Source organism: Flavitalea flava (assembly GCF_054461575.1).
This window is the reverse complement of record NZ_JBTLQH010000010.1, coordinates 108202-126542: the sequence shown is the minus strand read 5'-3', so window position 1 is coordinate 126542 and position 18341 is coordinate 108202. Positions and strand designations below refer to the sequence as shown.

Below are 18341 nucleotides of genomic sequence, written 5' to 3'. Positions count from 1 at the left end.
ACGCAAGTCCTCACCCATCGGGGGGTACCGGGGGGCAGCCCCCCGGTCGCGACGCAAATTTGTACTAATATCATGGCGCCGAACTTCGTTAAAGCTTCGTTCCTCGCTTCACCTCGTTCCTAACGTTCGCTTCGCTCCGTTATTTAAAATGCGCCACGATATTAGTACCCGTCGTTCTGTTTCATATTCTTATTCGCCCGCAATTCCGTGTTCGGGATTGGGAAAACATATTGAGCGTCAGTAGGTTTCAGCAACACGGCGCCCAAGGCATTCACCGCATCTTCCGGGTTGCGGGAAATCGGCAGATTATATCTTCTCAGATCAAAATGCCGGTGCCCTTCGAAAGCCAGCTCCTTGAAACGTTCGGTGATGACCGCATCGATCAGCGATTGCTGGTCGGCGAATGATTCGTCCGTATAACCGGTAATCCTTGCGGCGCGTAAACCGTTCAGCGCATCCGAGGCTGCGGGCAAATTGTTTTTATAGGCGTATGCTTCGGCCAGGATGAGCGTCATTTCTCCGGTTCTGAATAATTTAATGTCAACCAGGTTCGGATTGGAGGCATCGTCGCTCATATATTTCACCACGACATTCGGTGTTTTGCCGGCGGCAAGCCTTCCTGCATCGATGGTGATATAAGACCCAAAACGGATATCGTTAGTCTGGTCGAACAGGTTGGTCAGTTTATAAGATGCGGCATAATAAAGACGGGAACCGGCAGGATCGTCCAGGTAGCCGGCCTGGGTATAAACGTCGCCCAGTGTTTCATCGCCTGTTACTCTTTTTAATTTCCAGAATACTTCGCTGTTGCTTTGATCTTTCCATATCTGTACAAAATCAGACTGCGAGGCCAGGGGGAGTGCGTTTATCGCTTCCTTCGCATAAGTGATAGCGTTATCCCAATTCTTTTCATAAAGAGCTACCCTGGCCTGTATGGCCGAAACGGCGGCAAGCGTAATCCGGGTATTATCATCAAAAGAGGCTGGGATCAGGGATTTGGCCTGAACAAGATCGGCGTTGATCTTGGCCATGGTTTCACTGAAACTGAGACGTGCGGGGCTGCTGATCTCGGAGACTTCCATATAAGGAACACCCATGGCACCAGGCTCATATTTTTCGGCGAAGTTCCGGATCAGTTCCAGGTGACAATAGGCCCGTAAGGCCAGCAACTCTCCTTTATACTGTGTTTTCAGGGCTTCTTCCCCGGGTTTGGCTTTTACCTGGTCCATGACCGCGAGAACACGGTTCGCGCGATCGATGGCTACATAATTGCCTTCCCATCCGTCATGATCGAAACTGCCGTCGTACTGCCATTTATGCGTGGCGACGCCCGAACCGGTATTGTTTTCCGAAGGGAGCATACATTCGTCCGTGACAATAGAGGTAAAATAAATACTGGAACGATAGCTGAGGGAGGCATAAGCCCCAACCAGGCCCTGGTTAAGATCGTCTACCTTTTGAAACGCCTTGGAAGGGTCGATGGTATCGGTAGGTTTCAGATCGAGTTGTTTATTACAGGCAACGAAAAGAAAGCTCAGTAAAAAGATAAAGAAGGGGCGTTTTGCAGCATTCAGCGCTGTAAAAAAAATGGTCGGTATATTATTCCGGTTCATACTAGTAGAGTTAAAAGTTAACATTCAGGCCGAGTGTATAGGTTCTTGGGGTAGGATAGGCGAAGCGGGCATACTCGTTGCCATTTTCGGGATCGAAGCCGCGCCATTTTGTCCAGGTGTATAAATTCTCTGCCTGTACATAGAGCTTCATTCCCCGTATATATTTTAAACCGCCGATAAGAGGGCCGGAAAAATTATAGCCGATATTGATATTCCTGAAACGCAGATAAGAGGCGTCCTGGAAATCTTTGGATGAAAAATTCCGTTGGGCGTCGATCCTGGGAAGGATGGCGATGTCACCGGGTTTTTTCCATCGGTCGTATAAGAGGCGGATGGATTGGTTGCTGGTGATGAAACTGGGGTTTTCATTATAATAATCCTCATTATTATAGCGGGTAACCTTAGCCGTAAAAACGAATAAGGCATTCATATAGAATTTTTTGTAGGTCAGATTGGTATTAAAACCCCCGGTAATGACGGGGATATAGGTTCCAAAATCGGCAACACTCATGGTAGAGGCATTATAGTCGGTTGTCTTTTTTCCATCGCGGTCATAATACAAGGGATCTCCGTTGGCCGGGTCCACCCCTGCCCATTTGGGGGCATATTGTGCGCCGAATGGAAGACCGACGCGGATAATACCCGTATAGCCATATTCGAATTCATCATTTCCTCCCAGGTCGAGCACCTTATTTTTGTTATAGGCCATATTGGCTCCGATTGTCCAGCTGAGGTCTTTGCTACGGATCACATCACCCTGGAGATCAAGTTCCACCCCTTGGTTGCGCATTTTTCCGGAACTGAGGGGGATTGTATTGGCATCGTTGTCATCCGTTGAAGGGATACCTGCCGTGGCAGAAACGGTACGTGGGAAAAAGAGATTATAGGTGATCCTGTTATAGAACTCTGCTGTCAGCCGGATCCGGTTACTTTTCAACAAACCCAGATCGAATCCGATATTAAATTCCTTGGCATATTCCCAATCGTAATTGGCATTACCGGGAGTATTGGGAACGATCGCAGGGTTCCCTCCATAGGACGCACGGGTAAAGGTGGGCAGGTAGGCGAAATTGTTGGCGAAAGGACTGGCGGTGATCCCGTAGCTCGAACGTATACGAAGATTGGAGATGAATTCGACGTCTTGTAAAAAGTTTTCTTTTTTTGCTTCCCAGCTAACCCCTGCGGAATAAAAACCATGCCAGCGGGACTTGGAAGGGACGGTCGAAGAACCATCATATCGGTAGCTGCCGTTTAGGGTATACTTGTTATTAAAAGTATAACGTGCGAGCGCGATATAAGAGACCGTGGCATTCTGGGTTTTGGACCCGGTCAGATCCGGTGTATAGGTTCCGGGATCGCCGATGCCCGCCGGCGTTTGCGGCAAACGGCTATCGAGCCCGTAGCCGGTATAACCGAAGGATTTGTATTTGTTCTGCAAATACTCGAACAGGCCGGAAACTTCCAGCTCGTGCTTCCCGGCGAATACATTGTTATAGGTAAGACCGGAAGTAGAGACCAGGGAATAACGCTCCAGAAATCCTTCGGTAAGATAACCCAGACGGCCGTTAGAGACCCGGCGTCCGGCATAGGAATCAGGATTGATCCAGAGTTCCGATGACCGGTGACTGAAATCGATGCCCAATCTGGTTTTGGCAACCAGATTATTAAGTAGTTTGTAACTGAGCGAGGTACCCAGGATGGTCTTGAATTGATTTTCTTTGTTCGTGGTATTCAGCATTCTTTCATAGGAATCGCTGCCTTCGCGCTGGTCGAGTACCGGGTAATCGGCGCCATCGCCGGTGGTCACCAGTTTGCCGTCAGGGGCATAGGGATATTCATAAGGAAGGGCGTAGTACACCGCCGACAGGGGGTTCTGACCGCTGGAAGAACCTTCTCTCTGAATAAAATTGGAATTTGAATTTCCCAGGCTCAGGTTCAGGTTACCCGTCAGCCTCCCGGAAGTAAAATCAATATTGTTTTTCAGGGTATACCGTTTCATACCGGTAGTCCTGGCTATACCTTGTTGATTGAAATAATTCAGGGAAGAATAAAAACGGATATTTTCATTACCCCCGCTGGCGCTTATCTGTTGTTCCATAAAACTGCCTTTACGCAGGAAAAGATCTCTCCAGTTGGTATTTACCGTGAGCAGGCTATCGACGATATGATCGGCCTGGGCTTTTTCTTCCGGAGTCTTTGTTGAATAGTCGGGGTTCTGTTTGGAATAGGTCCAGAAAGGGCCTGCTTCCGCACCCGTTTCCAATCCGATTCCTTCCTCGAACTCTTTGCGCTGTGCCGTATTCATCATCGTAACCTTGGAATTGGTCAGGGTAGAGACGCCGTAGAGGGAGGAATAATCCACAACTACTTTACCCGACTTGCCTTTTTTGGATGTGATGGCAATGACCCCGTTGGATCCGCGGGATCCGTATAGTGCCTTAGCGGACGCATCTTTTAATACGGTTACCGACTCGATATCGGCGGGATTGATCGCCTGGAATTCATTGGATTCGATGGGTACCCCGTCCATTACGTAGAGAACAGAAGAACTTCCGGTAATGGTTCCTACGCCCCGCAATACAACGGAGGCGCTGGTACCGGGTTGGCCGGAAACAGCAGATACGGATAACCCGGGTACACGTCCCTGTAAGGCTTGTTCAAAAGAAGCAATAGGAACTTCATTGATTTTATCGGCATTCACCACAGTTACGGCTGATGCGGATTTATTGCGTGTATAACCGGTATAGCCGGTCACTACTACTTCGTTCAGATTTTTGGCAGCTGTTTCCAGGGTTATATTAATGACCTGTTGCTGGCCAATTGCCATTTTCTTTTCCAGGTAGCCGACGAGCGAGAACTCGATCGTGCTGGCATTGTCAGGAATGGTGAGACTGTATCCTCCGTTGGCATCAGTCGTCGTTCCAAGGCTGGTTCCGGTAATTTTTACGGATACCCCTGCCAGTGGAGCGTTATCGGAACCGGTGACCTTTCCTTTAATTACTCTGTCCGGAACACTGCGGGACGTTGTAGAAAAGATAACGACCAGGTTATCGTCCTTAAGCGTATACGTAAGGGGCAGACCGCTGAATGCCTTTAAGAGCACTTCATCAAGACTGGCATTTCTGACGGTGATGGTAATCTTTTTGTCTTCGGGGATAGTACCTGTATGATAAACGAACCGGTAGGGTGTTTGTTTTTCTACGGCATCCAGTAAACGGCTGATGCTGGTTTCCCGGAGTTGCAGGCTGATCTTCGTCTGCCCGAACCCCTTTGCATTTAATTCGACGCATGCTACCAACAGGAATAGCGTAGTCATCTTCATAATAAGCTTTGTTTTCATGCTGTTAGTTTGGTTTTAAATCATTTACTAATAATAATCTTTTCATTTTCCACACGGAAACTGAATGGATAGGAGAGTTGCAGGGCATCCAGCGCTTTTACCACTGTTTCACTCTCAAAGGTTCCGGAATAGCGGTAGGCCTTCACTTCATTGTCTGTAAAAATGATGGATATACCGTACCAATCCTGTAAACGGGCTGCGATAGTTTCCAGCGGCTCGTCCACGATCTTGATGCGATTGCGTACCCAGGCGATTTCCTTTGCCTTATGGCTGACCGGGTCTGCTGCGAGTGGAACCACGGCGATAACGGTGTCGGTGACAGGTACTTTCTTTTCTGTATGGTTGGCAATCACTGATTTCTGACTGGGAAGGAGAATTACCCGCTGATCGGGATGACCTTTGACGTAAACGGCCACTTTCCCTTTGAACAGGGAGGTTTCGGTGTGGGCATCCCCGGGATAGGCTTGTACATTGAACAGGGTACCCAACACTTCGATGTTTACATGGTCGGTATGAACGATGAAAGGGTGCAAGGCATCCTGGGACACATCGAAAAAGGCTTCGCCGGACAAGATCAGCTCCCGGTTTGTTTTGTTGAAACCTGAGGCCAGGGTCAACCTGCTGTTGCTATGTAAAGTAACGACGGAGCCGTCTGGTAGCATGGCGGTCTTGCGAGGTTCGTTTCCTGATTGGATAAAGGAAATGGGGGAAGCTGCAATATCGGATGACGGCGTCGTTTTATTCCTGAAGAACAGCAAATAACCGGTTATGGAAATTACAAGGAGCGAGGCGGCGATACCTGTCGCGTACTTAAAAAGAGAAGTATTACCCTCTCTTAGTCCGGTTGTTGCGTTTGCTACATTTGCTCCTTCTGTTACTGCTGCCCCTTCTGTTACGGTTGCTCCTGCTGTTACCGTTTGAGCGGTTAACCTTTGCCTGAGCAATTCATACCGCTGAACGCCGTCACGGAGTTGGTCGGTTTGTTCAACGAGATTTCCCTGTTTGGCGTTTAGAATGGCAATAAGAGCTTTTGCCTCCTCCAGTACAGCTTGTTTGTCCGGATGGTTTTTTATCCAGTTTGTCCAGAATTGAATAGCATCCGGCTCGCTGCCAGTGCAATAATCCCGGAAAGATTCATCACAAACAAAATCCTCTGTTGTGTAATTGGAAATGTCCATCAGATAGGGGTCTTTAGGATACAGACGGAGTTTCCGGAGGAATTTCCCAAAGAATTTGAAAATTTTTTGAAAAAATAATATCCCGACTGCCTGAATTTCTGATATTCAGTGGCAAATGCATCTATTTCAGAATTTGTATATGTATAGGAGGCGGGAGATCGCCTATTTCAAAATCGAGCGCAGTAATTTGATAGCGTTGTAGATGGTATTGTAAGCTGTTTTGACGGATTGGGTCGTTCGGGCGGCAACCTGTTCGTAGGTCAGACCTTCAAAAAAGAGGAGGCGGATCAATTCGGTTTGCCTCGGAGTCAGTTGCTCGAGCGCCTTATGCAGTTTTTTTTTCAGTTCTTCATCGTTTTGAACGCCAATGATGATCTCCTCGTAGGAAAGCTCATTCGGATCTTCTTTGCCGGAGAGGCTTTTGATGGCAGCATCGGTTTTGGAATGATAGGCAAGCTGGTCAAAAAGAGTTCTTCGGAGGGCCGTGAACAGGTAAGGCCTGACCTGGGTAACCGGATTAAGTTTGGCGTGTTTATCCCATAGCTGGAAAAAAAGCTGGGTTACGCAATCTTTCACCAATTCATCATTGGCAGTAATCTTCAAACCGAACCGCACCAGGTGAAAATAATTATTATTATAGAGGGAGAAAAAGGCTTCCTTGTCTCCTTCGCGCATACGTTCCCAATAAAGCCTGTTCAACTCTTCATCTGTCATAACCTGTGTTATTGCCCGCCGGCTTTTAATTCCTGCATTAATTCTTTGGATGCTGCTTCCAATTGCTGGTCCCTACCGCTACTGACCTCATCCATGGTGTTCCGGATACGAATATCCGGCTCGGTTTGGTAATTTTCAAGAAAATTCCCTTGCAGGGTCTTTACCCCCCAGGTAGCCAGGCTCCAATGAAGGGAGGGATCCTGCAGCGTTTGCCCGGTTAAAAAGGTACAACTGCCGGGTACAGGCATGCCGACCCATTTCCCCAGGCGCAGGATTAGGTAATCATAGACAAAACAATGTCCGTCGCTATAATTGGCTTCGCCTGCCAACACGATGGATGGTCTTGTCCATCTGAAGGAGGGCTCGCTATTGAGCGGGAAAGTACCGGCCATATTATCCCTTACCCGCACGCCGCTGAGGAATTGGATCAATTCCGAGGCAAGATCACCGCCCCGGTTAAACCGGGTGTCTACGATGATCCCTTTGCGTCCGGCGTACCTGCCCAGGACGGTTTCATAAGTTTGACGGTAAGCGGCATCATTCATGCGGTACAAATGAACATAACCCAATTCGCCTTTACTCAGACTATCTGTCTCCTCCTGATTCCTTTTCACCCAACGGTTATATAATAAAGGTTCTTCCTGAGCAGGAGAAAGGGCAGTGATCTGAATCTGCCGGTAAACAGGATTATCATTTCCCCTGATACTATCCCGGATAGTGAGCATGATTTTTTTTCCTGCCTTATGATTGAAGTAATAGGCAAAATCAATATCCGGTAAAACAGGTTCGCCATCGATAGCGGTGATGATCGAACCCTTCCTGATAAAAAAAGAAGGATCGTCCAGGGGCCCGCCTGGAATTATTTCTTCAACCTGTAGTCCGGTATCTTTAAAAGCTGAATTAATAAAGACACCCGGCGATGCGGTTATTTCACTGTCTTTGCGGGGATTGGAAAAAGTGCAGCCAGTATGGCTTACATTCAGTTCTCCCAGTAATTCGTTGAGCATCTCGGCAAAATCGAAATTATTGTTGATGAAAGGCAGGTAATTCAGATAACTTTTTTTATACCCCGTCCAGTCGACGCCATGCAAACCCGGTGTATAAAAAGTTTCCCGCGTAGTTCGCCAGACATGGTCGAACATGGCCATTCGTTCTGCGGCAGGCTGGAAGCTCATTTCGCCGGAAAGATAAATGGTATCGGGTGTCTGGATTGTTCCTATTGGCCGTGTTCCTGTATTTATACGCAGCACATGTCCATCCGCCAGCAGGAAAATATTTTTTTCCCGGGCATCCCATTGCATCGTTGCCTCTTCGGCCTGAAGCGGGGTTAATAAGGAGGTTTGTTTTTTTTGCAGATCTGTCACCCACAGATCCAGTTTTTTTTCTGACCTGGCCAAAAAAAATAATTTAGTACCGTCGGCATTTACCAGCGCATCGGCTAACAAGGAAGGCTGGGCGCTTAGTTTTTCAGGTTCCTTTTTTTGGATCTCTTTTCCTTCTTTGTCGGTGAGGGGCAAGCAGTAAACTTCATATTGACTTACGCTTCCGTTAGCATAACTGTGAAGACCGTTTCGGTCACTAAGCCAGGTGATCATTTTTCCTCCCCTTATCCATTGGGGATGAATATCGCTGAAACCGCTATGCGTCAGATTGATTAGTTTTCCTTTTCCATCCGTGCTTACGATTCCCACTTCATCGTTCCCTGCACCCGGTTCGGCAAATTGCACCAACAGCCATTTTCCGTCAGGGCTCCATTGAAAAACCTGGTCGTTATCTTTTCTGCTGACCAGTTGACCGCTGCCCAGGATAATTCGACTTTCATGGGTGGCCAGGTTGTAAATTTTCAGCGTTGTACGGTCTTCGACGAAGGCAATCTCCTTTCCATCGGGGGAGTATTTTGGTTGGTAATTTTCCTTTTCATTCGCGATCAGGGCCGTTTCTTTAATTTGGTCACTTTCTCTGATTTGATCACTTTCTCTACTTTTATCATTTTCTCTGCTTTGATCACCGGCCTCCCGAATAATGGGCGATTGACAAATACTCCACCTTTCCGCCCGTTCGCTGGCATATAATAAAGATTTGCCATCGGGGGAAAAACTAAGCCCGGCTTCCTGGCCCGGCGTGTTGGTGATCCGTTGGATAGTATTGTCACCCCTTTTGCCGCTTTTCATACGGGAAAGAAAAACCTCTCCGCGGAAGATAAAGGCCAGCTCTTCGCCGGATGGTGAAAGCGCCATTTCGTCTATTGCTCCGATTGGGATTGTTTTTATACCTTTGGTTTCCTGATTATTTTTGGTTTCCTGATTATTTTTTTCGACCAGTCTTTCGGGTATTACTCCGATCTGAACTTTTTTAGGCGACCCATTTTTTCTTTGCAGATAGATATCTCCATCATATCCGAAGCAGAGGGTTTGATCCCGGCTGATGCTCAGGAACCGGACAGGATGTTTTTTAAAAAAGGTGATTTGGCGGGAGGATGCCTCATTTTGGGAAGAAGGGACCTTTTGCAAAAGGGAGTCTTCCTGTTTGTCGGACAGGCGCTGATCATGGAAAAGTTGTTCATCCGGAACCAGGAGATGAACATTAAAACTCCCGCTTTCTTCACTAAGATAATAGAGTTCCCTGCCGGAAGCCCCAAACACGGGATTGCGGTCCTCGCCCTTGTACGAGGTAACCCTGGCATGGTGATGGGTCTGCGTATTATACAACCAGAGATCGGTGGCCATGGAAGATTGTTGGTGTTTGCGCCAAAGATTTTCCCGCCCTTTCCGATCATGGTAAGCGATAAAATGCCCATCCGGACTGACCCGCGCCATTTCTGCCGGGGTGGTGAGGATCTGCTCCGCCCGGCCTCCCCTAACGGAAATCCGGTATAATTCCCGCAAGGATTCAGAGGGGAATTGCCGGTTTGCAGGTGCATCCATTCGGGTAGCACCGAAGAGGACAGCTTTATCATCCGGGGTAAAATCATAGGGAAATTCGTCTGCGGAATGCCAGGTCAGCCGTTTGGCCACGCCTCCTGTTACAGGCAGGATATAAATATCGAAATTTCCGGACCTGTCGCTGGCAAAAGCGATGAATTTACCGTTATGACTCCAAACGGGCATAAAATTATACACGGTATCCAAGGTTAGGCGGATGGCTTTCCCACCGCGGGCAGGAACTTTATACAAATTACCCTGGTATACAAAGGCGATGGTGCCCCCGTCCGGGGAGATAGCGCAATATCTGAGCCAGCGCGGGTTTTCCTGCGCCCGGAGCAGACCGGTACTGATCAAAATCAATAAAAGAAGACATCCTTTTCGCATACGGAAAAAATAAAATATTGTTTAGTTTATCATTCTTGGGATGGCTTTAGGCATAATTATAAAAATAGGCAAATAAATATGCGAAGGAAAAGATTAATTTGAGAACAATTGTCATTTGGACAACTTTTCGATGATCTAACCCTTATAATATACACGCATGAAAAAAGTAATCCGGTTGACCTTTTTGGGCTTATTTCTGCTCAATGTCATTTCCCGCACCTGTCTCCATGCTCAGAACCCTTCCCCTGAATTCCAGGGAAATTTAAAAGAATTGTTTGCGGGACCTGCCACTCCTGTCCTTAGGGAGGCCTGGCTCGAAGGCATGAAAAAATGGAGGACGGATCAAAAGACAAAACTCCAATATTCAGACCGCGGGTACATTCGGCCGGAACTCGGCTGGATGAAAGATTGTTTTATTTATGCGCAGGTAATGGCGCACGAACGTTTTCTCTATGATCCTGTTATACGGAAATATACAGTGGACAGATATCTGAATGACCTGAAAAAAAGATATGGCGGATTGGACGCCGTACTGATCTGGCCAACCTACCCCAATATCGGGATCGATGACCGCAACCAATATGACCTGGTTACCGGCATGCCGGGGGGGATAGAAGGGGTCAGGAAAATGATCCTTGATTTTAAACAAAGGGGTGTGCGCGTATTTTTTCCCATCATGTACTGGGATCATGGTACACGGAAAATAGCGCTATCGATGCCGGTTGCCCTGGTTAAAGAAATGAAGGAATTGGACGCGGACGGACTGATAGGAGATACGATGGGCGGGGTGACCGAAGAATTCCGAAATGCCTGTGACAGCCTGGGATATGCCGTCGTGTTGCAACCGGAAAATAATATCAGGGATTTGAAAATGGCGGAATGGAATCAGATGAGCTGGGGCTATTATTGGGACTATACGTATAGCCCCGGGGTAAGTGTCTATAAATGGCTGGAACCCCGGCACCAGGTTCATGTCACCAACCGCTGGGCCATCGATAAGACCGACGAATTGCAATATGCCTTCTTTAATGGAGTCGGTTATAATGCCTGGGAAAATATCTGGGGTATCTGGAACCTGATCCCTGAACGTCACGGCGAAGCGATCCGCAGGATTGCGTCCATCTACCGCGGGTTTCCCGGAATATGGAACAGCAGTAACTGGGAGCCGTATATACCTACGATCCAAAAAGGAGTGTTTGCCTCTGCTTTTCCGGAAGAGCAAAGGACGGTATATACCCTGGTAAACAGGGATAGCGTTAGCGTTAAGGGAAGACAGTTGAAACTGCCTTATAAAGAAGGAATGAAATACTTTGATCTGTGGAATGGCAAGGAGCTTTCTGCGCAGCGGGCAGATGGTGGAATATACCTGGATTTCCAAATGGAAGGAAGGGGATACGGGGCAGTATTGGTTATAAAGGCCGGTCAGGTTAGCCCTGCATTAAAGTCGTTCCTGGCAAAAATGTATGCAATGTCTGTCCGCCCGCTGGATAGTCTTTCGACAGACTGGAAACCATTGCCACAACAAATCGTTACCATACCCGGAACCAGACCTTATACAAAAGCGCCGGTGGGTATGGTCTCCATTCCTGGCGCAGAAAATTATGCGTTCGAATCCAAAGGGGTGATGATCGAAGGGGATGAACTGCCTGCCGCCGTCGGAGTACAGCATCCCTGGGAGGAGCATCCTGCCCGATCCCAAAAACATACTTTGTCGATCCCTTCATTTTATATGGATCGTTATTTAGTGACCAATCAGGAGTATAAAAAATTTATCGACGCTACCCATTATCATCCAGCGGATGATCAGAATTTCCTGAAGAACTGGAAGAACGGCAACTTTCCGCCGGCCGCCGACGAGGATCCTGTTACCTGGGTTTCTTTGGAAGATGCAAGGTCCTATGCAGCCTGGTCCGGCAAACGGTTGCCGCATGAATGGGAGTGGCAGTATGCTGCACAGGGATTGGACAACCGGTTGTACCCCTGGGGAAATGCTATGGATTCTTCAAGAATTCCCTGGCCAGATACCAGCCGGAATATGCGCCTTCCAACCGCCGTCAATACCTATCCACAGGGAGCCAGTCCTTTCGGTGTAGTGGACCTGGTGGGGAATCTCTGGCAATGGACCGACGAATACAGGGATGAACATACGCGATCGGCAATTTTAAAAGGCAGCGGATATTTCCGGGCCCAGACCTCGATGTGGTATTTTCCACCGGCCTATGAAGTAAATGCCTACGGTAAGTATTTATTGATGTCTCCGGGTATCGACCGGTCGGGAACGATCGGCTTTCGTTGTGTGGCGGATAAATTGGCGGATAAACCTACCAATAAACCTGCCAGTAAACCGTCTGATAAACCTGCAGACAAACCCTGAGAAGTCTAAGCCTCCGGGTAATCGTTTCTACCTTATTTTTGTAGTCTATGGTATATAGAGTCATTGGATTGATGAGCGGTTCTTCCCTGGATGGGTTGGATATAGCCTATGTTCACCTGCAGGTGAGCAATAAGAAATGGGAATATACTTTTGTTCAGACGGATTGTTATCCTTATCCGGATGAGTGGAAAAAGAAACTGGCCGAAGCGCCTGGCCTTTCTGCGGTAGATTATCAACTATTACACACCGATTATGGGCATTATCTGGGGGAACGTGTAAATCAATTCATTGAACAGTACCAATTACATTATCAGGTTCAGTTGATCGCTACCCATGGGCATACCAGTTTTCATTTGCCCGGCCGTAAAATGACGGCTCAGCTGGGTGATGGTGCTGCGCTGGCTGCGGTTACCGGGATCAACGTGGTCAGCGATCTGCGGGCAATGGATCTTGCGCTTGGTGGCCAGGGAGCGCCGATTGTTCCTATTGGGGAGAAACTATTACTGCCCGGCTATGGTCTTTTTCTCAACCTTGGGGGAATTGCCAATATTTCGGTTCATGCACCAGCGGCTGCACCGGCTTTACCTACGCAAGCCGCCAGCCAGGCCATTCCGGGTCCTGATTCCGTATCGCGACGGATCGCTGCCGGTTCTTTTATAGCGTATGATGTTTGCCCGGCCAATCGGGTGCTGAATATCCTGGCAGCCTTGGTAGGAAAGGACTATGATGATGGCGGTACGTTGGCGGCCAGCGGAAAGACAGATGACTCTTTATTACAGCGTCTGAATGCATTGCCTTATTATAACATGCCCTATCCCAAATCCCTGGCCAATGATTTCGGAACGGATACGGTATATCCGATGATCCGGGAATCCGGATTGGGAACGGCTGATGCTTTACGGACCTATACCGAACATATTTGCGCGCAGATAAAAAATGCTGTGGAAGAAAGGCATAGGGAAGGTGTTGCCTCCGGGGGGAAAATGCTGGTAACTGGCGGCGGTGCATACAATCATTTCCTGATCGGACGCTTGCGTGAACTGCTGGCACCTCTGAGCGTGGAAGTAGAAGTTCCCGAAAAAGAACTCATTGAATACAAAGAAGCACTTGTTATGGCGCTGATCGGCATCTTACGGTGGAGGGAAGAAAACAATGTATTGTCCTCCGTTACCGGTGCCAGCCGGGATAGTATCGGCGGAGCAGTTTGGATTGGGCAGGATGCATAATTCATACAAATTCCTGACTTAATCCTCCAATTAGCTCCTAATTAGTCCCTTCATTAGGCCATTCCCTGTTAATTGCAGCATCATTCATAATAAAATGCTGCTTGTCTATGAAGTATGAAATTAGTTTCAAACCCTCCCAGGCCATAAAGGCTATTTTAGCATTAATCGGTCTGTTCACCCTGCTAACCCTGCCTCCTGGCCGTTGTCTGGCGCAGACCAACCCTTTTATCACGAATATGTATACGGCAGATCCATCGGCTCATGTTTGGGCGGACGGGCGGCTTTATGTTTATGCTTCCCATGACATCGCTCCTCCCCGCGGATGCGATCTTATGGATCAGTATCATGTCTATTCGACCGACGATATGGTCCATTGGAAGGATCATGGAGAGATCATACGTGCCAGCCAGGTGCCATGGGGAAGACCCGAAGGCGGTTTTATGTGGGCGCCGGATTGTGCGTATAAGAACGGCACGTACTATTTTTATTTTCCCCATCCCAGTGGCACGGACTGGAATAAAACCTGGAAGATCGGCGTAGCGACCAGTAAAAGCCCGGCCAGCGGTTTTACCGTGCAGGGGTATATCAAAGGTCTCGATCCGTTGATCGACCCTTGTGTGTTTGTCGATGACGATGGCCAGGCCTATTTTTATTACGGAGGCGGCGCAGTATGCAAAGGCGGGAAACTGAAGGACAATATGGTGGAGATCGACGGCGAAATGAAAACAATGGAGGGGTTGACCGATTTTCATGAGGCCTCCTGGGTGCATAAAAGAAAAGGGATCTATTATCTTTCCTATTCCGATAATCATGACTCAGCCGGCAAACACAATCAGATGCGTTATGCTACGGGCAACAGCCCTTTAGGTCCCTGGACCTCCCGGGGGATCTATATGGATCCGACGGATAGTTATACCAATCATGGTTCAATTGTAGAATATAAAGGACAATGGTATGCCTTTTATCATAACAGCGCAATTTCGCACGAAGATTGGTTAAGATCCATTTGCGTAGACAAATTATATTTTAATGCCGACGGCTCCATTCAAAAAGTCATTACAACATCCGGGGCCATTTCAACTACTAAAACAAATTAAAGGACGGCAACCATGTCAAAGACCGGGTCAAAGAAATAACCTTACAATCCCAGCACTCCTTTCAGCTTAACGTAACCCGACTTGCTGACCGGCACCTGCGCACCGGATTGGAGTATACAAAGATGACTGTCTTTTTCATAGGGTTCGATACGGGTAACCTGCTGGATATTCAGGATATATGAACGGTGGGTGCGAACGAACCTGGAGCTGTCCAGCACCTGTTCAAAAAAGCTCATGGTCTTATTTTTCAGAAAGGCGCCGTTATGCGTATGGATCTTCACGTAATCATCGGAAGCTTCCAGGTAATGGATATCTTCCATGGGAATGATCTTGATTTTTCCGCCTGTTTTGACTACGACGCGTTGTTGCTGGGCGGGAGAAAGTGAAGCTGTCTCCAGCAGAGTTCGGTTTTGATTTTCTCCCCCGGAGCCGGCGGATGTATCTTCATATTGATCCATCCATTTTCGGATAGCCTTGTCAAAACGTTGTTTGTTAAAAGGTTTCAGCAGATAATCGACAGCATGGGTCTCGAAGGCGCGGATAGCATACTCGTCGAAAGCAGTAGTAAAAATAACGGCAGGAGGCTCCTCGATCAGTTCCAGCATTTCAAAACCATTGATCTTGGGCATCTGGATATCCAAAAAGATCAGATCGGGGCGATGTTGCTGAATAGCCTTGATCCCTTCAAATCCGTCATTACATTCCTGGACAATGGTTATTTCGGAATAGGATTGCAAATATTCATTTACAATCAGCCTGGCAAGGGGTTCGTCGTCTATAATAATTACTTTTATCATTGAGGTATTTTCACAATGGTGGTAAATAAATTTTTATCTATTTCAGTGCTGAGCAGGTCGGTCCTGGCAAACAACAGGTAAAGCCGGCGTTGTACGGAACTCAATCCAAAACCGGTTCCCTTCCTTGGCCTTGATGTTTCGGGATCGAATGGGTTCTGGACGGAGATGATAACGAAATTCCCTTCGGTGCGGGCTCTCAGTGTAATTATTACCGAATCGGTCGTATCATAAAGACCGAATTTTATAGCATTTTCTACGATTGGTTGCAGAAGCATGGGAGGCAGTCTCCTGTTCAGGCTTGCTTCATCGTGATCGATGACTGCGGAAAGACGATGACCGAACCTTACCTTTTCGATATCCAGGTAAAGTTGCAGGTATTGCAGTTCTTCGGATAAAAGAACCCATTGTTGTTCTTCTTTTTTTAAGTTTCCGCGCAGAAAATCAGAAAGCTGCTGTACCATGGTGCGGGCCTGTTCGGGTTGACTACCGATCAGGGCGCTGATGGAATTCAGACTATTGAATAAAAAATGCGGGGCGAGTTGCTGACGTAATTTGAACAGTTCTGCTTCTTTCGATAATCTTTCCGCATCGGCCTTACGTTGAAGATTCTGCTGTTCTTCCTCAGAGGAATACCATAAGACACTCAGGATCGTCATACAGCTGATCTGTAAGAAAATGATATCGAACCGGACCACCCAGGACCGGGTGAAGAACTGCGGATAAGCCAGTCCTGTTTTTTCCTTCAGTAAAGAAAGCAGCATGTATTTGCTGGCCAAAAGGATCAGTCCGCTTAATCCAAGGCTTACAAAAAGGATATACCAGTAGCGGTCTTTTTTGGGGAGGTAAAACTGGAGATTCATACTGACCAGGGCGGAGGCAACGGCCAGAAGAGCATTGGAAATGACGCTGTCATAAAGGGCCACGTCAAGACTCAGGCCGAAATCCAGCAATAAAATAGTCTGCAGGAATCCCCATATCAACCACCAGGTGATAAAGACGAGCAGGAACTTTCCGATTGATAATGGGGATCTGGCCAAAAAAGATGTTTTATAAAAGCTCCAATAATTTATGGGTGCTGCTCTCCAGGATATGTGCGGCTTTTTTATTCGTAAGTTCGATATACTGGTCGGGATCATCCGTTTCCTGGATCCTGGAATAAACCTCGGCACCATCGAGCAGGCCGCTGATCTTATACAACTCTGCTACATTGATGAATTTCCACTGGACTAATTTTTCCTCATGATTATAAAATCCATCCTGTTCCTTATCACCTATGATCATCGCCTTGTTAAAGGCTTCCTCTTCGTTGGAGGCGGTGATAAGACGGAGCTGCTCATCGAATTGAGGAGTATGCTGCCCCTCTCCGCATATGATCCTGAAAACGAGTTTGCTTAGATACCAGTTCATAGAAGATTAAGTTTTTGGTTAGCAACAGATATAGAACAGAAGCGATCTGATAACTTCCGGTTATCTTTTTACCCACAAAGGGGTAAAGAATGGTTAGTCTGTAATTATCCGCATTAATAATTCTTTAATTCAATGCCTCCGAAAACGGAAGCTCCTTGCAGGATCAGGATCTTATCTGGGTTAGTGACCGCCGGCTGTTGCCTTTTATCTTCGAAGCCGCCGAAAACGGCTGTAATTTCCGAACGGACTTCCCAATGGGCCGGGACGATGATCTTGGCACCCGCAAAGATGGTCGTAACGTCCATTTTCACAATGCCGGTGAAATCTGCCTGGGTAAGATCGATTTCCGATCCGCCCATAACTCCAGTGACATCGCCGCCCCTGAAATTTTTCGAAACTACTTTTTTATGTGTACTGCCGAATATGGTCGTGGAGTCCAGGTAATCGCCCGTGGCGGCCCCGCTTATATCACGGTTAAGATCATGTTTGTAACATTTATGATTTTGTTTCCAGTCTTCCCAATGTTTGTCACGCCATTTGGGCCGGTTATTATGCGGCCGGACGATGATCAGTAACCCGACGAAGATCAGGACGATGGGCCAGATGAAACGGTGCAGAGGGATATGTGGAAAGGAATCCTGGATAAAGAAGAAACCGCCTACCAGGATCAGGATCAGCCAGGCCCCCCCCCGGAAATTATGACGCAACCCGATGAAGAGGCCTATGGCTATAAGCAGGACATGCCAGGTGAATAACCAATCCGGGAAAGGAAAGCCCATTTGGTCCAGCAATAAAACCGCTCCAATTGACAGGAGTACCAATCCTGCGCCAATCCGGCCCAGGCCTCTGGAGCCAAACCTATCTTCACCGCCTTCCAGTTTTTCATCACCTTTGCCGGCATATTTCTCGTCCCCCCTGGTTGTATTTTGTTCCTCCATTATGTTTGAATTTTAATCAAAGCTAATAGGTTGACGCAGAACATACAAGCGGTAATAGGCTATATCTGGGCAAGAAGGCGGCGAAAACTGGTATTTTGTCGGTGAGTATCCGGGAGGGGGATTCTTTGGAATTTAATCCCCCCTCCCGGATACTGCTAATGATGGACCTTCGGTCAAGGCGGTGGAACCGCCTTTATGCCTGGAGGGGGATTCTTTGGAATTTAATCCCCCTCCAGGATACGGCTGATGATGGACCTTCGGTCAAGGCGGCTCCTCCGCCTTTCGGCAGTTCCACCCGCCTTTGGGCCCGGCAAAAGTCCAAAAATAAAAAACCCGGCGACAAAAAAGT

At 47.7% G+C, this 18341-nt stretch carries 12 protein-coding genes; 3 read left to right on the top strand and 9 right to left on the bottom strand.

Annotation, left to right across the window (positions count from 1 at the left end):
• Nucleotides 1-161: 161 nt before the first annotated feature.
• The 5 genes from ACX0G9_RS11965 to ACX0G9_RS11945 form a co-directional block, all read right to left on the bottom strand.
• Entirely contained in the window at nucleotides 162-1613 is a 1452-nt protein-coding gene (locus ACX0G9_RS11965) for a RagB/SusD family nutrient uptake outer membrane protein (RefSeq protein WP_459065140.1), read from the bottom strand.
• 10 nt (nucleotides 1614-1623) lie between these two features.
• Complete coding sequence (locus ACX0G9_RS11960) at nucleotides 1624-4953, bottom strand: SusC/RagA family TonB-linked outer membrane protein (RefSeq protein ID WP_459065139.1); 3330 nt, start codon at nucleotides 4951-4953, stop codon at nucleotides 1624-1626.
• Nucleotides 4954-4973: 20 nt separating this feature from the next.
• Nucleotides 4974-6131, bottom strand: a complete 1158-nt coding sequence (locus ACX0G9_RS11955; RefSeq protein ID WP_459065138.1) for a FecR family protein — start codon at nucleotides 6129-6131, stop codon at nucleotides 4974-4976.
• Between the two features lie 162 nt (nucleotides 6132-6293).
• The gene (locus ACX0G9_RS11950) at nucleotides 6294-6845 is read right to left on the bottom strand and encodes an RNA polymerase sigma factor (RefSeq protein ID WP_459065137.1); all 552 of its coding nucleotides are present in this window, start codon (nucleotides 6843-6845) and stop codon (nucleotides 6294-6296) included.
• An 8-nt stretch (nucleotides 6846-6853) separates the two neighbouring features.
• Nucleotides 6854-10153, bottom strand: a complete 3300-nt coding sequence (locus tag ACX0G9_RS11945; protein WP_459065136.1) for a S41 family peptidase — start codon at nucleotides 10151-10153, stop codon at nucleotides 6854-6856.
• A 157-nt stretch (nucleotides 10154-10310) separates the two neighbouring features.
• Between ACX0G9_RS11945 and ACX0G9_RS11940 the strand changes: the two genes are divergently transcribed.
• The 3 genes from ACX0G9_RS11940 (at nucleotide 10311) to ACX0G9_RS11930 (ending at nucleotide 14850) form a co-directional block, all read left to right on the top strand.
• The gene (locus ACX0G9_RS11940; protein WP_459065135.1) at nucleotides 10311-12527 is read left to right on the top strand and encodes a formylglycine-generating enzyme family protein; all 2217 of its coding nucleotides are present in this window, start codon (nucleotides 10311-10313) and stop codon (nucleotides 12525-12527) included.
• Between the two features lie 47 nt (nucleotides 12528-12574).
• A complete protein-coding gene (locus ACX0G9_RS11935; protein WP_459065134.1) occupies nucleotides 12575-13753 on the top strand; it encodes an anhydro-N-acetylmuramic acid kinase in 1179 nt (392 codons plus the stop codon).
• Between the two features lie 107 nt (nucleotides 13754-13860).
• The gene (locus tag ACX0G9_RS11930) at nucleotides 13861-14850 is read left to right on the top strand and encodes a family 43 glycosylhydrolase (RefSeq protein WP_459065133.1); all 990 of its coding nucleotides are present in this window, start codon (nucleotides 13861-13863) and stop codon (nucleotides 14848-14850) included.
• Between the two features lie 41 nt (nucleotides 14851-14891).
• On the opposite strand, the gene ACX0G9_RS11925 is transcribed toward ACX0G9_RS11930, so the two are convergent.
• The 4 genes from ACX0G9_RS11925 to ACX0G9_RS11910 form a co-directional block, all read right to left on the bottom strand.
• A complete protein-coding gene (locus ACX0G9_RS11925; RefSeq protein WP_459065132.1) occupies nucleotides 14892-15647 on the bottom strand; it encodes a LytR/AlgR family response regulator transcription factor in 756 nt (251 codons plus the stop codon).
• Nucleotides 15644-16684, bottom strand: coding sequence for a sensor histidine kinase (locus ACX0G9_RS11920; protein ID WP_459065131.1), 1041 nt, complete (start codon nucleotides 16682-16684; stop codon nucleotides 15644-15646). The genes ACX0G9_RS11925 and ACX0G9_RS11920 overlap by 4 nt, the downstream gene beginning before the upstream one ends.
• A gap of 10 nt (nucleotides 16685-16694) precedes the next feature.
• Nucleotides 16695-17054: a DUF4288 domain-containing protein gene (locus tag ACX0G9_RS11915; RefSeq protein ID WP_459065130.1), complete on the bottom strand. Its 360-nt coding sequence runs from the start codon at nucleotides 17052-17054 to the stop codon at nucleotides 16695-16697.
• A gap of 113 nt (nucleotides 17055-17167) precedes the next feature.
• Nucleotides 17168-17992, bottom strand: coding sequence for a LiaF transmembrane domain-containing protein (locus ACX0G9_RS11910; RefSeq protein ID WP_459065129.1), 825 nt, complete (start codon nucleotides 17990-17992; stop codon nucleotides 17168-17170).
• Nucleotides 17993-18341: the final 349 nt, after the last annotated feature.

What these genes read in the sequence shown, in the direction of transcription:
- ACX0G9_RS11915 (WP_459065130.1), bottom strand. Translation starts at nt 17,054, where the DNA reads ATGAACTGGTATCTAAGCAAACTCGTTTTCAGGATCATATGCGGAGAG.
- ACX0G9_RS11950 (WP_459065137.1), bottom strand. Translation starts at nt 6,845, where the DNA reads ATGACAGATGAAGAGTTGAACAGGCTTTATTGGGAACGTATGCGCGAA.
- ACX0G9_RS11940 (WP_459065135.1), top strand. Translation starts at nt 10,311, where the DNA reads ATGAAAAAAGTAATCCGGTTGACCTTTTTGGGCTTATTTCTGCTCAAT.
- ACX0G9_RS11965 (WP_459065140.1), bottom strand. Translation starts at nt 1,613, where the DNA reads ATGAACCGGAATAATATACCGACCATTTTTTTTACAGCGCTGAATGCT.
- ACX0G9_RS11955 (WP_459065138.1), bottom strand. Translation starts at nt 6,131, where the DNA reads ATGGACATTTCCAATTACACAACAGAGGATTTTGTTTGTGATGAATCT.
- ACX0G9_RS11960 (WP_459065139.1), bottom strand. Translation starts at nt 4,953, where the DNA reads ATGAAAACAAAGCTTATTATGAAGATGACTACGCTATTCCTGTTGGTA.
- ACX0G9_RS11910 (WP_459065129.1), bottom strand. Translation starts at nt 17,992, where the DNA reads ATGGAGGAACAAAATACAACCAGGGGGGACGAGAAATATGCCGGCAAA.
- ACX0G9_RS11930 (WP_459065133.1), top strand. Translation starts at nt 13,861, where the DNA reads ATGAAGTATGAAATTAGTTTCAAACCCTCCCAGGCCATAAAGGCTATT.
- ACX0G9_RS11925 (WP_459065132.1), bottom strand. Translation starts at nt 15,647, where the DNA reads ATGATAAAAGTAATTATTATAGACGACGAACCCCTTGCCAGGCTGATT.
- ACX0G9_RS11935 (WP_459065134.1), top strand. Translation starts at nt 12,575, where the DNA reads ATGGTATATAGAGTCATTGGATTGATGAGCGGTTCTTCCCTGGATGGG.
- ACX0G9_RS11945 (WP_459065136.1), bottom strand. Translation starts at nt 10,153, where the DNA reads ATGCGAAAAGGATGTCTTCTTTTATTGATTTTGATCAGTACCGGTCTG.